The 15,388-nt window shown below is 69.6% G+C and carries 15 protein-coding genes; 3 read left to right on the top strand and 12 right to left on the bottom strand.

What is annotated here, in order from left to right; all coding sequences use genetic code 11:
• The first annotated feature begins 16 nt into the window (after positions 1-16).
• Positions 17-970, top strand: a complete 954-nt coding sequence (locus ACIHFD_RS17470) for an AraC family transcriptional regulator (RefSeq protein WP_397367753.1) — start codon at positions 17-19, stop codon at positions 968-970.
• 12 nt (positions 971-982) lie between these two features.
• Here the strand turns inward: ACIHFD_RS17470 and ACIHFD_RS17465 are convergent, their stop codons facing one another.
• From ACIHFD_RS17465 to ACIHFD_RS17430, 8 genes are all read right to left on the bottom strand, one after another.
• Positions 983-2,554, bottom strand: coding sequence for an arylsulfatase (locus ACIHFD_RS17465; RefSeq protein WP_397367752.1), 1,572 nt, complete (start codon positions 2,552-2,554; stop codon positions 983-985).
• A gap of 47 nt (positions 2,555-2,601) precedes the next feature.
• Positions 2,602-3,255, bottom strand: a complete 654-nt coding sequence (locus tag ACIHFD_RS17460; protein ID WP_397367751.1) for a TetR/AcrR family transcriptional regulator — start codon at positions 3,253-3,255, stop codon at positions 2,602-2,604.
• A 43-nt stretch (positions 3,256-3,298) separates the two neighbouring features.
• A complete protein-coding gene (locus tag ACIHFD_RS17455) occupies positions 3,299-4,759 on the bottom strand; it encodes a sulfatase (protein WP_397367750.1) in 1,461 nt (486 codons plus the stop codon).
• Positions 4,760-5,160: 401 nt separating this feature from the next.
• A complete protein-coding gene (locus ACIHFD_RS17450) occupies positions 5,161-6,306 on the bottom strand; it encodes an epoxide hydrolase family protein (protein ID WP_397367749.1) in 1,146 nt (381 codons plus the stop codon).
• 579 nt (positions 6,307-6,885) lie between these two features.
• Positions 6,886-8,097 carry a cytochrome P450 gene (locus ACIHFD_RS17445; protein WP_397367748.1) on the bottom strand — a complete coding sequence of 404 codons (1,212 nt, stop codon included), beginning with the start codon at positions 8,095-8,097 and terminating at the stop codon, positions 6,886-6,888.
• A gap of 30 nt (positions 8,098-8,127) precedes the next feature.
• The gene (locus tag ACIHFD_RS17440; RefSeq protein ID WP_397367747.1) at positions 8,128-8,283 is read right to left on the bottom strand and encodes a hypothetical protein; all 156 of its coding nucleotides are present in this window, start codon (positions 8,281-8,283) and stop codon (positions 8,128-8,130) included.
• A 13-nt stretch (positions 8,284-8,296) separates the two neighbouring features.
• Positions 8,297-8,656, bottom strand: a complete 360-nt coding sequence (locus ACIHFD_RS17435; RefSeq protein ID WP_397367746.1) for a TetR family transcriptional regulator — start codon at positions 8,654-8,656, stop codon at positions 8,297-8,299.
• A 111-nt stretch (positions 8,657-8,767) separates the two neighbouring features.
• Positions 8,768-9,418, bottom strand: a complete 651-nt coding sequence (locus tag ACIHFD_RS17430) for a TetR/AcrR family transcriptional regulator (RefSeq protein WP_397367745.1) — start codon at positions 9,416-9,418, stop codon at positions 8,768-8,770.
• A gap of 193 nt (positions 9,419-9,611) precedes the next feature.
• Between ACIHFD_RS17430 and ACIHFD_RS17425 the strand changes: the two genes are divergently transcribed.
• Entirely contained in the window at positions 9,612-9,812 is a 201-nt protein-coding gene (locus tag ACIHFD_RS17425; RefSeq protein ID WP_397367743.1) for a ferredoxin, read from the top strand.
• A complete protein-coding gene (locus tag ACIHFD_RS17420) occupies positions 9,809-10,993 on the top strand; it encodes an NAD(P)/FAD-dependent oxidoreductase (RefSeq protein ID WP_397367742.1) in 1,185 nt (394 codons plus the stop codon). Before ACIHFD_RS17425 ends, ACIHFD_RS17420 begins: the two co-directional genes overlap by 4 nt.
• 60 nt (positions 10,994-11,053) lie before the next feature.
• On the opposite strand, the gene ACIHFD_RS17415 is transcribed toward ACIHFD_RS17420, so the two are convergent.
• Genes ACIHFD_RS17415 through ACIHFD_RS17400 form a run of 4 tightly spaced genes read right to left on the bottom strand, consistent with a single transcriptional unit; the run spans position 11,054 to position 15,323 of the window.
• Entirely contained in the window at positions 11,054-11,881 is an 828-nt protein-coding gene (locus ACIHFD_RS17415) for an alpha/beta fold hydrolase (RefSeq protein WP_397367741.1), read from the bottom strand.
• Between the two features lie 31 nt (positions 11,882-11,912).
• Positions 11,913-12,881, bottom strand: coding sequence for a TolB family protein (locus ACIHFD_RS17410; RefSeq protein WP_397367740.1), 969 nt, complete (start codon positions 12,879-12,881; stop codon positions 11,913-11,915).
• A 23-nt stretch (positions 12,882-12,904) separates the two neighbouring features.
• The gene (locus ACIHFD_RS17405; protein WP_363968002.1) at positions 12,905-13,579 is read right to left on the bottom strand and encodes a response regulator transcription factor; all 675 of its coding nucleotides are present in this window, start codon (positions 13,577-13,579) and stop codon (positions 12,905-12,907) included.
• On the bottom strand, positions 13,572-15,323 hold the full coding sequence (locus ACIHFD_RS17400; protein ID WP_397367739.1) for a sensor histidine kinase: 1,752 nt from the start codon (positions 15,321-15,323) through the stop codon (positions 13,572-13,574). Before ACIHFD_RS17400 ends, ACIHFD_RS17405 begins: the two co-directional genes overlap by 8 nt.
• Positions 15,324-15,388 lie beyond the last annotated feature (65 nt).

Below are 15,388 nucleotides of genomic sequence, written 5' to 3'. Positions count from 1 at the left end.
AAAGGGAATCAGCGCCATGAAAGACTTGAACGCGATGAACCACCCGGTTGTCACAGCAGATGTCGACCAGATGCGCGATTTGCTGGTGCAGCATTTCCCGCCTTACTATCTCGAAATCGGCAAGCCGCACCCGTGCGGCGCTCGATACCAGCTTCTCCACAAAGGAAAGATCGCTCTGCACACCGCGACATACGGGGCGGAGATTCGCGTCGGAACGTCGGAGTCGTTCAACTTCTATGCGGTCATGATGCCGTTGCGGGGAACCGGCGGGGTGACGCTCAACGGGCAGGACGTCACCGCGCCGATCTCCCTCATCGGCCCCAAGCAGAAAATCGACATGCGTTGGAGCCTCGACCACGAGGTGTTGATGATGCAGATTCCGTTGGCGGCCATGGAAGAGGCACTCGAGGCCTACCTCGGCGATCCTCCCAAGGAGCGGCTGCGGTTCGAGCCTGGGGTGGACGCCACCGGCGCGCTCGGCCACGCGCTCAGAATGGTGTCATCGGGCGGCACGCTGCTCTTCGCGGCTTCGAAGCTGGCCGAGCATCACTTCGAGCAGTTTCTGCTGCACACCTTGCTCGCCTCCCAGCCGCACAACTACTCGGACGCACTCAGCGAGTCCGCTGCCCCCTGGACCCCCGCCGCTCTCCGGCGTGCCATCCGCTACTGCGAAGACCACGCCGGCGAGGCGATCTGCCTCGGCGACATCGCCGCCGCGGCCAGAGTCAGCGTCCGTACCCTCCAACTCGGCTTCCGTGAACATCTGCAGACCACCCCGATGGCCTATCTCCGTTCCGTACGGTTGGCTCACGTACACGCCGATCTCGTCCGCATCGCGGACACGGGCAGCCGGACGACCGTCACGGAGGTGGCCCTGCGATGGGGATTCACCCATCTCGGCCGCTTCTCGGCCCTGTACAGGCAGACCTACGGCCGGCTTCCGTCCAGCACCCGGCAAGGACACCGATAAGTCCGTCGGCGCCTACCTCAGCGCCTCGGTCTCGGGCCGGCCCCGGCGGCGGAGGTCGGCCAGCACGTCCGACCAGGGGATGACCGCGTTGTCCTTGGCCCATTGTTCCCAGACCGCTGCGAGCTCCGCGACGAGCGACGGCTCCCGCGGGGCGAGATCCTCGCTCTCGCCGCGGTCGGCCTCGATGTCGTACAGCTCCCAGGGGCCGCCCCACTCGCGTACGAGCTTCCAGCGCCCCCGTCGTACGGCCGCATTGCCGATGTGTTCCCAGCACAACGTCCGGGGTTCGTCGGCGGCGGGAAGGTCGTCGCCCCGCCACACGGGCAGCAGGCTGTGGCCCGCCGTGTCCGCGTGGCCGTCCGCCGCCTCCACGATGGTGGAGGTCAGGTCGACCAGGTGACCGGGGCGCCGTTCGACCCGGTCGGCGGGCAGGTCGCTCGGCCACGACACGATGAAGGGGGAGGCGACACCACCCTCGTGAACCCAGCGCTTGTAGAGGCGGAAGGGTGTGTTGGACAGGTTCGCCCAGCCTCGGCCGTAGCTGACGTAGCCCTGCTCGGGACCGGGCATGATCCGGGGGGTGTTGCCCACCTCGACCGGTTCGCCGAGCCGGGTGTGCCGGGGGCAGATCTCCTCGCCCAAGAACGGCTGTCCGGGACGGTGCGGCAACTCCTCGGCGCACCCGCCGTTGTCGGAGAGGAACATCACGATCGTGTTCTCGCGGGTCCCTGACCGTTCGAGCTGGTCGAGGACCTGACCGATGCCGCGGTCCATCACCTCGACCTGGGCGGCGTACGTGGCCATCCGCTCCACCTGCCAGGCGTGGTCGTCGACGTCGGCCCACGGTGGAACCGCCTCGTCCCGCGGGGGCAGTTCCGCGACGCCGGCGACACCGAGGTCGGCCTGGCGCCGGAAGCGTTCCGCGCGGAGCGTGTCCCAGCCGGCCCGGTACCGCTCGCGGTATTTCGCGATGTCGGCCTCTCGGGCGTGCAACGGCCAATGGGGAGCCGTGTACGCCAGGTAGAGGAAGAACGGCGTGTCACCGGCCGAGGCGCGGGCGACGAAGTCGCGGGCGTGCTCGCTGAGGTCGTCGGTGATGTAGTAGTCCGGATCCGCGTGTGCCTCGGGCACCCTCGATTCGCCCGACATGAGCGGCGGCTGGTAGTAGCTGCTGCACCCGGGCAGGATGCCGTAGAACTCGTCGAATCCGCGGCGTGTGGGCCACGTGTCGTTGGGTGTCGTGGTGTCGGACGACAGGTGCCATTTGCCGACCAGCCCGGTTCGGTAACCCAGGCCTTTCAGCCTCTGCGCGAGAGTCGGGACGCTCTGGTCCAGGGAGCCCCGGTAGCCGGCCGGCCTGTTGTCGCGCGTCAGGACGCCGATTCCCACGGAGTGAGGGTGCCGGCCGGTCAGCAGGGCCGCGCGGGAGGGGCTGCAGCGCGGCGTGACGTAGAACGACGTCATCCGGACGCCGCTGCGGGCGAGGCGGTCGAGGTTCGGAGTATCGATCTCCCCACCGAAGCTGCCGAGGTCGGAATAGCCGAGGTCGTCGGCGAGGATCACGATCACGTTGGGGGCTGGCATGCGGGCCTTTCCGTTTCCGTCGGAGGAGTGTGATGTGCCGGTTGTGCTCACGTATCCGGTGTCTCGCCGGCCGGCCCGGCCGGGTTCGTGTTCGGCCGGGTCAGTGAGCGCAGCAGGTCGGCGAACTGGCGGACCGCCTCCGCCCGGCTCACCGCGTCGGGGTCCAGCAGCCATTGGATGCGCAGCCCGTCGGCGAGCGCGATGAGCCAGCGCGCGACCGTCTCCGTGGTCAGCCCCGGAGGCAGGTTGCGCTCGTCGATCACCTCGGTGAGCCACCCCTGCACGGAGATCACGATGGCCCGGTACCGCTCGACCCACCATTCGTGGGACGGGTGCTCAAGGCTCAGCCCCTCCGCCGACAGCAGGGCGAACAGCTGGACGAGCACGGGGTTACGCTCGTTGTCCTCGAGGGTGCGGAGGAACACCTCCATCCGGTCCTCCCCCTCGGCCAGCCGGCGCCGCGAGTCCTCCCGGTTCCTGTCCTCGCGGTCCTGCAGCACGGCCATCAGGAGCGAGGCCTTGCTGGGGAAGTGATGCAGCAGACCGGCCTGGGAAATGTCGGCCTTCTCGGCGACTTCCCGCAGGCTCACGGCATTGAAGCCGTTGGCGGAGAACACGGTGACGGCCGTGTCGAGGATCTCGCGGCGGCGTTGGTCGCCGTGCGGGCGCGTGACGACCTTTCTGCGTCGCCTCTTCGGCACCGCGGCGCCGTCCTGAGCCCCTCCGTGTGGTGCGGAGCCCCCGTCATCCATCGCTCTTCTCCCGTACGTCGTCGTGGTCAGCTGTCTCGCTGGACGCGGTCGAACTCCCCCGCCGGCAGAGCAGCGTGGCCACGAGGTCATCATCGAGGCAGGCCAGCAGCTCACGCACCGTCGCCGGTTCCGAACCGGCCAGGTCCGTGGTCTCGTACGGATCGGACTCCAGGTCGAACAGGGCCGGCGCGGGCAGGTCGGCGCTCACCACGAGCTTGCGCGTCCTGGTGGAGACGGCACGCCAGCGTCGCAGGGCCACCCACCGGTTGTCCCCGTAGTGACGCTGGGCGAGCTCGATCTCGCGGGCGGACCGGTCGAGCCCGGACACGACATGGTCGCGGTGCTCGGGCGTCTCCCCTCGCACGACGGGCAGCAGCGACCGCGCGGTCATCCACTGCGCGGGTGCCAGCCCCGCGACGTCGAGGAACGTCGCGGCCAGGTCCTCCAGCGAGACCAGGGCGTCGCTGGTGAGGCCAGGGTGCCTGACGACCGGTCCGGCGATGATCATCGGGATGCGGATGCTCGGGTCCAGGGCGACCTGCTTGCCCCAGATGCCCTGGTCACCGAGCATCTCGCCATGGTCGCTGGTGTAGACGACCACCGTGTTCTCCAGCTCCCCCCGTTCCGCGATCAGGTCGAGCAGCCCGCCGACGTGGCCGTCGATGTTCTCGATCATGGCCGCGTAGCGGCGCCGCACCTCCTGGTGGCGGGGGTCGGCCGGATCCTGACCGGCCGGAACCGGGAACTCGACGTCCCGCCACCTGTCGATCAGCCCTGGCGGCACGTCCATCGGATCGTGCGGGCCGGCGAAGTTCACCACCACGTGCCAGGGCCGCCCCTGAGGGCAGCTCGACAGGACGTCGCGGGCGTTGCGCGCGATCCAGTTGTCCAGGTAGGCGTCCTCCGGCAGCGGGCTGGGCTCGACGTCGAAGTAGGGCTCGTGCCGTCTGCGTTCGAAGTCCCGCAGGTGCAGGCACGCGACCCCGCGTCCGTACAGATGGTTCATGTACGGCCCTTTGGGTCCGGTACGCCCCGACCAGAGCGAGTCGAACTTGCCCTCGTTGTCGATGCCACCGTCCAGACCCCACTCGCTCAGGCACCGCGAGCCGTCGAGGTTCCAGTCGAAGGTCGCCTTGTGCAGGTCGAACTTCCCGACGCCCGCCACGTGGTACCCGGCCTCGTCCCGGAGCGTCCGGAAGTAGGTACGCGCCTCCGGCGGCAGATCGTGGAAGTTGCTCGGCACCGGGCCGGAGTCGTAGTCCAGACCGGTGGCCAGGCAGGCCCGCGCCGGTGCGCACAGCGGCGCGGGAGTCACGGCACGGCGGAAGGTCATGCCGCGCTCGGCCAGTCTCCGCAGGTGCGGCGTGCGTACCGGCAGGTCGCCCGTTCCCTCGATCCAGTCGTAGCGGTGCTGGTCCGCCACGATCAGGAGCACGTTCGGTTGTTTCGGCATCACACCTGGCCCAGAACATCCAGCAGGCATGGCGATCGTTCCTCGCGTTCTCGTCCTTCCCATTCCACGAGCACTTCGTGGAATGTAACGGGACCATACCTAACTTACCGAGTACTCGGTAGGTTAGCGCGACAAAAAATTAGGGGCCATGCTTCCGGATCGTGCTGCGGCACCGTCAACCTGCTCAGGCTCATGGCCGATGAGCTGCGTCTCGACGCGCTCGAGACCGCGGTGGCACGCGAGTCGCAGGATCCGGTGGGCCGCCGAGCGAGGCGCGTGGACGGCCGGAGGCCGAATGGCGGTGGATGCACTGTGGGCCGGTCGGCAACAGCGTGCCGGCCGGCACCGGTCAAGGTCGGCCTCGGACCGCCGCCATCGGAGTGTGGCGGCGGTGTGAACGGTCAGCGCAGGGAGCGGAAGAACTCGCGCACGTCGGCGACGAATGGGCCAGGCTGTTCCAGGGCCAGGAAGTGTCCGCCGCGCTCGAATTCGGTCCAATGCACGATGGTGTGATCGCGTTCCGCGAAGCGACGGATGGCGACGTCCTGGGTGAGGGAGACCGCCACGCCGGTGGGCACGGTCCCGGGGTCGCGCGGCGCCCAGGCCGAGGGGTCGTGGTGGGCCTCGTAGTAGAGGTGGGCCGAAGAGGCGCCGGTCTGCGTGAACCAGTAGATGCTGACGTCGGTGAGGAGGGCGTCGCGGCCGACGGCGTCTTCGGGCAGGTCCGCGGCGCTGTCGGTCCATTCCTTGAACTTCTCGGCGATCCAGGCGAGCTGACCGGCCGGGGAGTCGTTCAGGCCGTGCCCCAGGGTCTGCGGACGGGTGCCTTGGATCTTGTCGTAGCCGCTCTGCTCCTGCTGCCAGTGCTCCAGGCGCGCCAGCCGCTCCAGTTCGGACGTGGTCAGGCCGTCCATCTCACCGTCGGCCCCGATCGGAAAGGTGACCAGGGCGTTGACGTGCACGCCAAGGACGCGCTCGGCATCTTGGCGGCCCATTTCCGGGGCGACGAAGGCGCCGACGTCGCCGCCCTGCACGCCGTAGCGGGAGTAGCCGAGCCGGTTCATCAGCTCGGTGAAAGCGCCGGCGATGCGGCCGTGCGTCCAGCCCGCCTCGCGCAGCGGAACGGAGAAGCCGAACCCCGGCAGAGAGGGGATCACCAGGTGGAAGGCGTCGGCAGGGTCGCCGCCGTAAGAGCGCGGGTCGGTCAGGGGGCCGACCACGTCCAGGAACTCGGCGATCGAGCCGGGCCAGCCGTGGACGAGCATCAGCGGGGTGGCGTCGGCCTCGGGAGAGCGAATGTGCGCGAAATGGATGGTCTGCCCGTCGATGTCGGTGGTGAACTGGGGCAGTTCGTTCAGCCTGGCCTCGTGCTTGCGCCAGTCGTAGCCGTCGGCCCAGTAGGCGGCGAGCTGCTGCAGATAGCCGGTCGGGACGCCGCGGCTCCAGCCTTGGCCGCCGATCTCGCCGCTCCAGCGGGTACGGGCGAGCCGGTCTCGTAAGTCATCCAGCTCGTCCTGCGGGATGTCGATGCGGAACGGGTTGATCATCGAACTGTTCCTTCCAGCAACGGAATACTTATATGAAAAAGGCGGTGGACCGTTGTTTGCGGTTCACCGCCATTCTCGGGGAACGGGCTCATGCCGCCGGCTGCCCCAGCCACGCTCTGGATGACCCCTCTGCCTGGGGTCGAGCAGCCGCCGCGCTGATTTCATCAAGAAAGTATGCAACTCCCGCGCTTACCCCGGAGAAATGCGCGGTGCCGCCTGAATTCATGGAGTGGGGGTTTCTCCCGTGATGCGGACGCTGTCGCTCTCGTCACCCACGACCGTACTCGGGACAGCGCCGTTACCCGACTCCGGACCGGCGGCCACGGCCGGCGATGCGGCGACCACGACGCCTCCCACCCCCATGGCAAGTGTCGCGGCCAAGACAAGCAGGACACGATTCACGTTCAGTTTCCTTTCGCAGGGCCGGAGATGCCGATGCCTTCTGGCCATGCGAGCCTATGAGCGTTGCACGAGCTCCCACTATCCACATAGCGCTCATGCCGATTCGTTCACCGGATAGGCGCGGGCACGTGTCTCCTTGCCCGGAACCGGCGGCTCGGAGCTCCTACCGTTGCCGGGTCACCAGGTGACGGGGAGCTCGAAGACGCCGTAGACCAGCCCGTTGTGCTTGAACGGCACCCGGTCCAGCTCGGTGGCCAGTTTCAAGGTCGGGATGCGCCGGTAGAGGGTGCCGTAGACCACCTGCAGTTCCATGCGGGCCAGCGGCTGGCCGAGGCACTGGTGGACGCCGAAGCCGAAGGCCACGTGGCGGCGGGCGTCGCGCCGGATGTCCAGCTCGTCGGGGTCGGGGAACGCCCCGGGGTCGCGGTTGCCCATCTCGTTGACCATGATCAGTCCTTCACCGGCGCGCACGGTCTGCCCGGCGACCTCGAGGTCCTCCGTCGCGACGCGCAGCCGCCCGTTGTGGACGATGTTCAGGTAGCGCAGCAGCTCTTCCACGGTGGAGGCGACGAGCTTCGGGTCGTCGCCGCCGCGCAGCAGGGCGAGCTGGTCGGGGTGCTGCAGCAGCGTGAGAGTGCCCAGGGCGATCATGTTGGCGGTGGTCTCGTGGCCGGCGATCAGCATCAGCGCGCCCATCCGGGCGGCCTCGTCCTGGGCCAGCTCGCCGGCCTTGACCCGCTCGGCCAGCCCGGACAGCAGGTCGTCGCCGGGGTTGGCGAGCTTCTCGCCGACCAGGCCGTCCAGGTACGCGTGCAGCGCCTGGTGGCCCGCCTGCCGCTCCTCGGGGGTCGAGGTCCGGTTGATGATGGTCTTGCTGGTGTCCTGGAAGAAGTCGTGGTCGGCGTACGGGACTCCGAGCAGCTCGCAGATCACCAGCGACGGCACCGGCAGGGCGAACGCCTCCACCAGGTCCACCGGCTTCGGGCCGGCCAGCAGATCATCGATGAGGTCGTCCACGATCTTCTGCACGGACGGGCGCATGGCCTCGATACGCTTGATGGCGAACGGCGCGGTGACCATCCGGCGCAGCCGGGCGTGCTCCGGGTCGTCCATCCCGATGAAGCTGCGCTTCACGCCACCGGCGGGCAGCGGCACCGTGGCGGGGTAGCCGGGGTTGCTGAGATCGGCGCTGACTCTGGGGTCCGCCAGCACGGCGCGCTGTTCGGCGTAGCCGGTGACCAGCCAGGGGATGCTGCCGTCCCAGAGCCGGACCCTGGTCAGCGGGCCCTGCTCGCGCTGGGCGTACAGGCCCGGGGCCGGGTCGAACGGGCAGCGGGCCTCTCGCGCCATCGGGAACTCCGGCACCTCGGCCAGGCTTTCGGTCGTCATAGGAGTCGGTCCTTTCCATGAATCTTTCGCTTACGGCAGGCCGGTCACGCGGGCCCGCCAGAGTCCGGCGATCGCGTCGATCAGGCTGGAGGCGAGGTCGTCCCAGCTCGGATGGCGGGTGGGAGTGCCCTCGGCGAGGGCGCGTTCCCGCTCGACGCACATCTGCGCGATCAGGTGACGTGCCATGACGGATCGTTCGTCACGCACGAAGGGCGGCAGGCCGGGCAGGCACCGGTGCAGGCCGCCCACGAGCATCCGCAGCGAGGCGGACGATAGCGCCTCTTCCATCATGATCTGGTGGAGGGCCGGCGGCTTCGCCGACCATGGTCACCCGCAGCCGCTCCATCTCGCCGGTGTGCTTGCGCGCGATGGCGCGTACCAGGTCGGCTTTGGCGCCGAAGTGGTAGCCCACGGCGGCGCTGTTGCCCTGACCCGCCGTCTCGCTGATTTGACGGTTGGACACCGCGTGGATCCCGCGTTCGGCGAACAACCGCTCCGCCGTGGCCAGGATCACGTCACGCGTCGCACTGCCGCGTTCCTGCCGCATCGCCTTGCCCACGACCGTTCCTCTGCTCGGCGGCCTGTCTGTGCCACATAGTGAATCACATGATTTAATCTAGTCAATCATGTGATTCACTATGTGGCACAGGACGACGGGGAGGCCCCGGGCTTACGGGCGAGGCGTCACCGGGGCCTGCCACAGGCCGACTATCGCGTCGATCAGGCTGGAGGCGAGGTCGTCCCAGCTGGGCTGGAGGGTGGTGGCGCCCTCGGCGAGGGCGCGTTCCCGTTCGACGCACATGTGCACGATCACGTGACGCGCCATGGCCCAGCGCTCCTTCTGCACGGTGGCCGGCAGGTCGCTCAGACACCGGTTCAGGCCGTCCACGAGCAGCCGCAGCGAGGGCGACGGCAGCGATTCCTCGACCGTGATCTGGTAGAGCGCCGGATCGGCCATCACCTGCGCGCGGAACCGGGCGTACCAGGTGGGGCTGCCCTGCGCTTCCAGATGCCGGGTGAACGGGCGCACCAGGCAGGCCACCCAGTCGCGCACGTCCGTCGAGCCGGCGGCGTCGGCGACCATCCACACCCGCAGCTGCTCCATCTCGTCGGCGTGCCTGCGCGCGATGGCGCGTACCAGGTCGGCCTTCGTACCGAAGTGGTAGCCCACCGCGGCGCTGTTGCCCTGACCCGCGGCCTCGCTGATCTGGCGGTTGGACACCGCGTGCACCCCGTGCTCGGCGAACAGCCGCTCCGCGGTGGCCAGGATCACCTCCCGCGTCGCGCTCCCCCGCTCGGGCCGCGCAGTCCCGCCCGCCATCACCCTCTCCTCCCTGTGGCCTTCACCGCATCGTAGGGAACCTCACATCCACCCAACTCAATCATATGATTTAATTAAATCAAGCGACTGACTTACACATCTCGCGGCGAAGGCTCCTCCAGCGCCGTCCTGGCGCCACCGATGACCCAACCCAAAGGCCGCCTGACTCATCCCCCTAAAGGAAGACGAAACCATGAAAGTCACCATTGACCAGGACAAGTGCTGCGGCGCCGGCACGTGCGTGCTCGTCGCGCCGGACGTGTTCGACCAGCGAGACGACGACGGGATCGTGATCCTGCTCAACGGGCGGCCGCCCGCGGAGCTCCACCCCGTCGTCCGCGAGGCCGCCGACGTCTGCCCCGGAGCTGCGATCTTCGTGAGCGAGGACGCATGAGCACCCCCGGCCACGTGCTCGTGGCCGGCGCCTCCGCCGCCGGCCTGGCCACCGTGGAAGCCCTGCGCCGCAAGGGATACGAAGGCCGGGTGACCGTCCTGGGCGCCGAACCCCACCTGCCCTACGACCGGCCACCGCTGTCCAAGCAGATCCTGTCCGGCAGCTGGGAACCCGAGCGAGCCCAGCTGCGACCCCCGGCCACGCTGTCCGCGCTGAACGCGGAGTTCGTGCTCGGCGACCCGGCGACCGGGCTGGACGTCTCCTCCCGTACCGTGCGCACGGCATCGGGACGCGTTCTGAGCGCGGACGCGGTGGTGGTCGCCACCGGACTGCGCCCCCGCACGCTGCCGGACCAGGCCGGGCTGGCCGGCGTCCACGTGCTGCGCACCCTCGACGACGCGCTGGCGCTGCGGGCCGACCTGCTGTCCTGCACGCGCCTGGTGGTCGTCGGGGACGGCGTGCTCGGCGCCGAGATCGCCGCCACCGCGTGCGGCATGGGCGTGAACGTCACCCTGGCAGGCCCTCAACCGGCGCCGCTGGCCTGCCAGCTCGGCCGACCGGCCGCCGGGCTGCTCGCCGACCTGCACACCGAGCACGGGGTCGAGCTGCGGCTCGGCGCCGCCGTCAGCGGCCTGACCGAACGGCACGGCCACGTCACCGGGGTACGCCTGGAGACCGGCGACGTGCTGCCGGCCGACGTCGTCGTGGTCGCGTTCGGCGCCGCCCCGGCCACGGACTGGCTCGCCGGCAGCGGGCTCGACCTGGACAACGGGCTGGTGTGCGACTCCCGCTGCCGCGCCGCGGAAGGCGTCTACGCGGTCGGCGACGTGGCCCGCTGGCACCACGAGACCCTGGGCAGGTCGCTCCGGCTGGAGAACCGGACCAACGCCACCGAACAGGCGATCGCCGTCGCCGGCAACCTCCTCGGCGACGACCGCCCCTACACCCCGATCCCCTACTTCTGGACCGACCAGTTCGGCGCCAAGATCCACGTACACGGGATGCCGTCACCCGACGCCGAGGTGTCCATCGCGGAAGGCTCGGTGGCCGAACGCCGCTTCGTCGCCGTCTACCGCCACGACGGCCGGGCCACCGCCGTGCTCGGCTGGAACATGCCCAAACAGGCGCGTCAGCACCGGCAGGAGCTCACCGCGACTTCCCTGCTCGCTGGATCGGCCTGACCGGCAGGCCGCGGTCACCTTGAGAGAGCGGCGTGGCCGCGGCTTCCGACCCCGGCGCCTTTACATTGTAGATTCATGCCGGATGAGCCAGGCGCGGATCTCGTCCATGAGCGGGACGGGCGCGTCGTGGTGGACCAGGTGACCGGCGGCGTCGATCAGCGAGAGCTCCGCGGCGGGGATCAGGCCCTGCAACCGCCGGCCGATCTCGGTGGGGATCCACGCGTCACAGGAGCCCCACAGGATCCGTACGGGGATGCTGATGCGGCCCAACTGTTCCTCGTTCTCTTCGAGGAAGCGCTCGTCATAGTGGGCGATCTGCCGGTAGAAGGCGGGCTGGCCGTCCTCCCCCGTCCACGGCCGCACGAGGGCGTCGAGATCGTCGTCGCGCAGGCCGCGGTGGCTCGCGCCCTGAATGTAGGCGCGCACGATGGCGGTGTGGATGTACGCCGGCAGCTGCCCCAGGACGTCAGGATGGTCCTGCACGAACCTGAAGAAGGGTGAGCCGCTGGGCGGGATGGCCACGACGTCGACGAGCATGAGCGAGGCGTAGCCGACGCCCAGGATCAGGTGCGTGCGCAGCGACACCGCACCGCCGAAGTCGTGGGCGATCACGTGCGGCCGCTCCAGCCCCCAGTGCGCGAGCAGCGCCGCGAACGCATCGGCCTGCGCGCCGAAGTCCACGGGATGCTCGGCATGCTTGGACGAACGGCCGTATCCGGGCATGTCCCACAGGTAGACGGTGAAGTCGCGGCTCAGGGCCTCCGCGAACGGCTGCCACAACGCCGACGAGAACGGCGTGCCATGACAGAACACCACCGCCGGACCGGCGCCCGCGCGCCCCCAGGCGATCCGCCTCCCACACCACTCGAATCGCTCCGTCATCTCCATGACTACCCATGGTAGTAAGTCGTGCTCTGGGTCAGCGGTCGGGCGTGTAGACCAGATCCACCTGCTCCCGGTTGGCCTTCGCGGAGAACGTCGCCAGCACCCGCGTGATGTCCCCGTTCAGATCCGTCACCACCGCCCGGGTGCCATTGTCGTCGTCGTGGACCACCGTGGCCAGGTGCTGGTCGTCCCACCACCCGATCGTCCAGTCCCTCGACTCGTCGTTGACCCGCTTGACCAGCTTGCCCGATGTGAAGTCCCACACGCAGAAGTTCGAGGCGTCCATCGACAGGCACAGCGTGAGAAGCTGCCTGCCCGAGGGCGAGAACGCGTCCGCGCCATGCATGATGCCGACCTTGCGCAGGGTGCGATGCGTACGTCCGTCCTGCCGGATCACCCGAACGTTCCACTCCTGGTCCCAGTAGTTGGCGGTCAGGTACCGGCCGTCCGGAGTCCACTGAAAGAGCGCGTCCTGTTCGACACCGCGGGTGGTGACGGCCTTCGAGGCACCGGTGACGGGGTCCACGATCACGAACCCGACAGTGGTGATCCCGTTCTTCTGGATGCTGAGGACGAGCTTGCGGCCGTCCCGCGTCCACGCGGGGTAGGCGGTGCTGAGCGGCTTGCGTACCGTACGGATGCGCTTGGCCTTGCCCTTGGCGTCGAAGATCACGACAGAGTCGTACGCCCCGGGCGAGGAGTACGGCACGCCCGCGACCTTGCCGCCCTTCGGCGCCGGCACCAGTTCGTCGTACCCCTTCTTCTTCGTGAAGGAGATCCCGTCGGCGGAACGGAGGTAGGCGGCGCGGTGGGATGCCGACACCTCCTTGCTGATGGCGGTCACCCGCCACGGGTCACCATCTCGTTCATGCAGCACGACGCCCGCGTCGGGCACGTTCACGTCATGGTCGCCGAGCGGCCGGGCGGCCGCGGGCGCGGCGGTGACCGCGGCCAGGAGCAGGGTCGCAGACAGCGCGCCGGGTAACGGCAGGGAGTGGATCATCGTGGCAGCATAGTCGCCCGCGCCTATCGATCGGGGCCCAGGTAGGCGAGGACCGCCGCCACCCTCCGGTGCACGTCCCCGCTGTTCTCCAGCCCCAGTTTCGTGAAAATGGCGTTGACGTTCTTCTCCACCGACGAGATCGACAGATGAAGCGCCCTGGCGATGGCCGAGTTGGAGCGGCCGCGTGCCATCTCCCGGAGCACGTCGCGTTCGCGGCCGGTCAGTGCCTCCTGCTGGCCGCGGACGTCCCGCCTGGCGAGCAGGCCCTCCACGACCTTCGGGTCGATGACGGAGCCGCCGCAGGCCACCGCCCTGATGGCCCCCAGCAGCTCGTCCAGGTCCCCGACCCGGTCCTTGAGCAGGTAGGCGTAGCCCTCGGTGCCGTGCTTGAACAGCTCGAACGCGAACAACGCGTCCGCGAACTGCGACAGCACCACGACCCCCACCCCCGGATGCGCGGTCCTGATGCGGTGAGCGGCGTCGATGCCCTCGAAGCCGGGCCGCCAGTCGCCGCCCGGCATCCGGATGTCGGTGACCACGACGTCGGGGCCGAGGCGGCGGACGGCGTCGAGGAGTTCGTCGGCGTTGCCGACCGCGCCGACAACCGTGATCTCGCCCGACATGTCGAGCAATTGGCGGGTTCCTTCGCGTACGAGGTAGTGGTCGTCGGCGACCACCGTACGGATCCGCTCACCCATCGACCGGCACCCACGCCTTCACCCGTGTCCCCTTTCCCGGCGAGCTGTCGAGGTCGAGCCCGCCGCCGAGCGCGTCCAGCCGGTCGGACAGCGTGGCCAGCCCCCTGCGGGCGGTGGCCCCCGGGTCGAAGCCCTTGCCGTCGTCGGCGACCGTGGCGCGCAGGCGGCCGCCCGCGTGCGACAGGCCCACCTCTATGGTGGCGGCACCCGCGTGTTTGAGCGCGTTGGCGAGGGCCTCGTTGACGGTGAAGTACATCGCGCCCTCGACCTCGTCCTTGAACCGCCTGGTTCGCAGCCCGGGGTCCGAGGCCACCGTCGTGTGCACGGGCAGGCGGGAGCAGCGTTCCTCCACCGCCTCCACCAGGCCGCCCTGGCCGAGGGCCGACGGGTGGATGCCGGCCGCCAGCTCGCGCAGGTCGGCGAGCGTCTGGCGGGCCTGTTCGCGCAGGTGGGCGAGCATGTCGGGGCTCGCGCCGGTGGAGCGGGCCAGCTCCAGACCGGCGATGAGCGCGACGAGCTGCTGCTGAACGCCGTCGTGGATGTTGCGTTCGATGCGCCGGCGTTCCGCCTCCTGGGCGTTGACCAGGCGGGTGGCCAGGCCGGCGCTCTGGATGGCCAGCCCGGCCGGCACGGCCAGCGCCTCCAGGAGCCGCCGGTCCACGCGCGTCAGTCCGCCCACGCCTCGGGGACCGCACTCGATCCGGCCGAGCCCTCCGTGTACCGGCACCGTCAGCGTCGCCGGGCCCTCCTGCCGGCCGGCGACCACGCGGGTGCCGTCCGCCAGCGTCACGGCCGCCCAGGTGGCCTCCAACGCGGTGCGCACGGCCGCGGCCACCCGGCCGAGCTGCTCCGCGGGCTCGGGCGCGTCCTCCAGCGCGGTGCCGAGGTCGGACAGCACCTCGTCCACCGTCGGCCGCACGTCGAAGATCAGGTGCAGGCGGGAGCCCCGGATGCCGATCCCGATGTCGAGCAGCCGGTGGCGGACCACGGTGACCCCGATCGCGACGGGCAGCGCCCCCGTCATGGCCATCGTCCCGAACAGCGCGAGCATTGGCAGCCTCGCGAGGAACACCATCTGAACGACGCCGCCCAGCAGGCTCACGGCCACGCCCCCGACCATCCAGGTGTACTGCCGGCGCTCGACCCGCGCGCTGCGCCGCCGGCGGAGCACGAGCCCGCAGAACCCGATCGCCGCCATGATCCACGTGATGAGCTGGCCGGCGGCCGACATCAAGAGCCCGACCAGGGTGAGCGTCGACTCCAGGACCCGCGTCGGCTCGCGCGCGACGCCGCCGCTCAGCGTGTTCCCCACGGCGTGCAGGGCGATCGCGATGCCGGAGATCCACGCGAACGCGCGCCAGCGGCGCGACGGCAGCCGTCCTTCGGGGAAGAGCAGCGGGACGAAGATCCAGTTCAGGCCGTAGAAGACAGCGAGGACGGAGGAGAGCGGGGCGGTCAGCCAGAGCGGCACCGTGCCCATGATCGACAACCCCGCGCCGGTCAGGCCGACCCCCAGGAAGAGTGCGCAGAACAGGAGCAACCAGCCGTACCGCAGCTCGGGACGCCGGGTGGCCAGCAACCAGCCCAGCGCGGGCATGAGCAGCGCCACCACCATGTACACCCATTCGGTCACGGGGAGGGGGACGCCGCTGCTCGCCGCGATGCGGCTCGTGATGATCACGTTGGCCACGATGCCGGCGGCCGCGCCCGTCGCCAGTACCCCGGCCACCAGCCTCGAACCCATAAGCCCCCATCGTCGTGAGTGATCGGCGAGAGGGCTATGAGGTTATCCGCATATTTCGTACGGCC

The sequence above is a fragment of the Nonomuraea sp. NPDC051941 genome (genome assembly GCF_044593615.1).
This window is presented reverse-complemented; position numbering and strand designations above follow the sequence as displayed.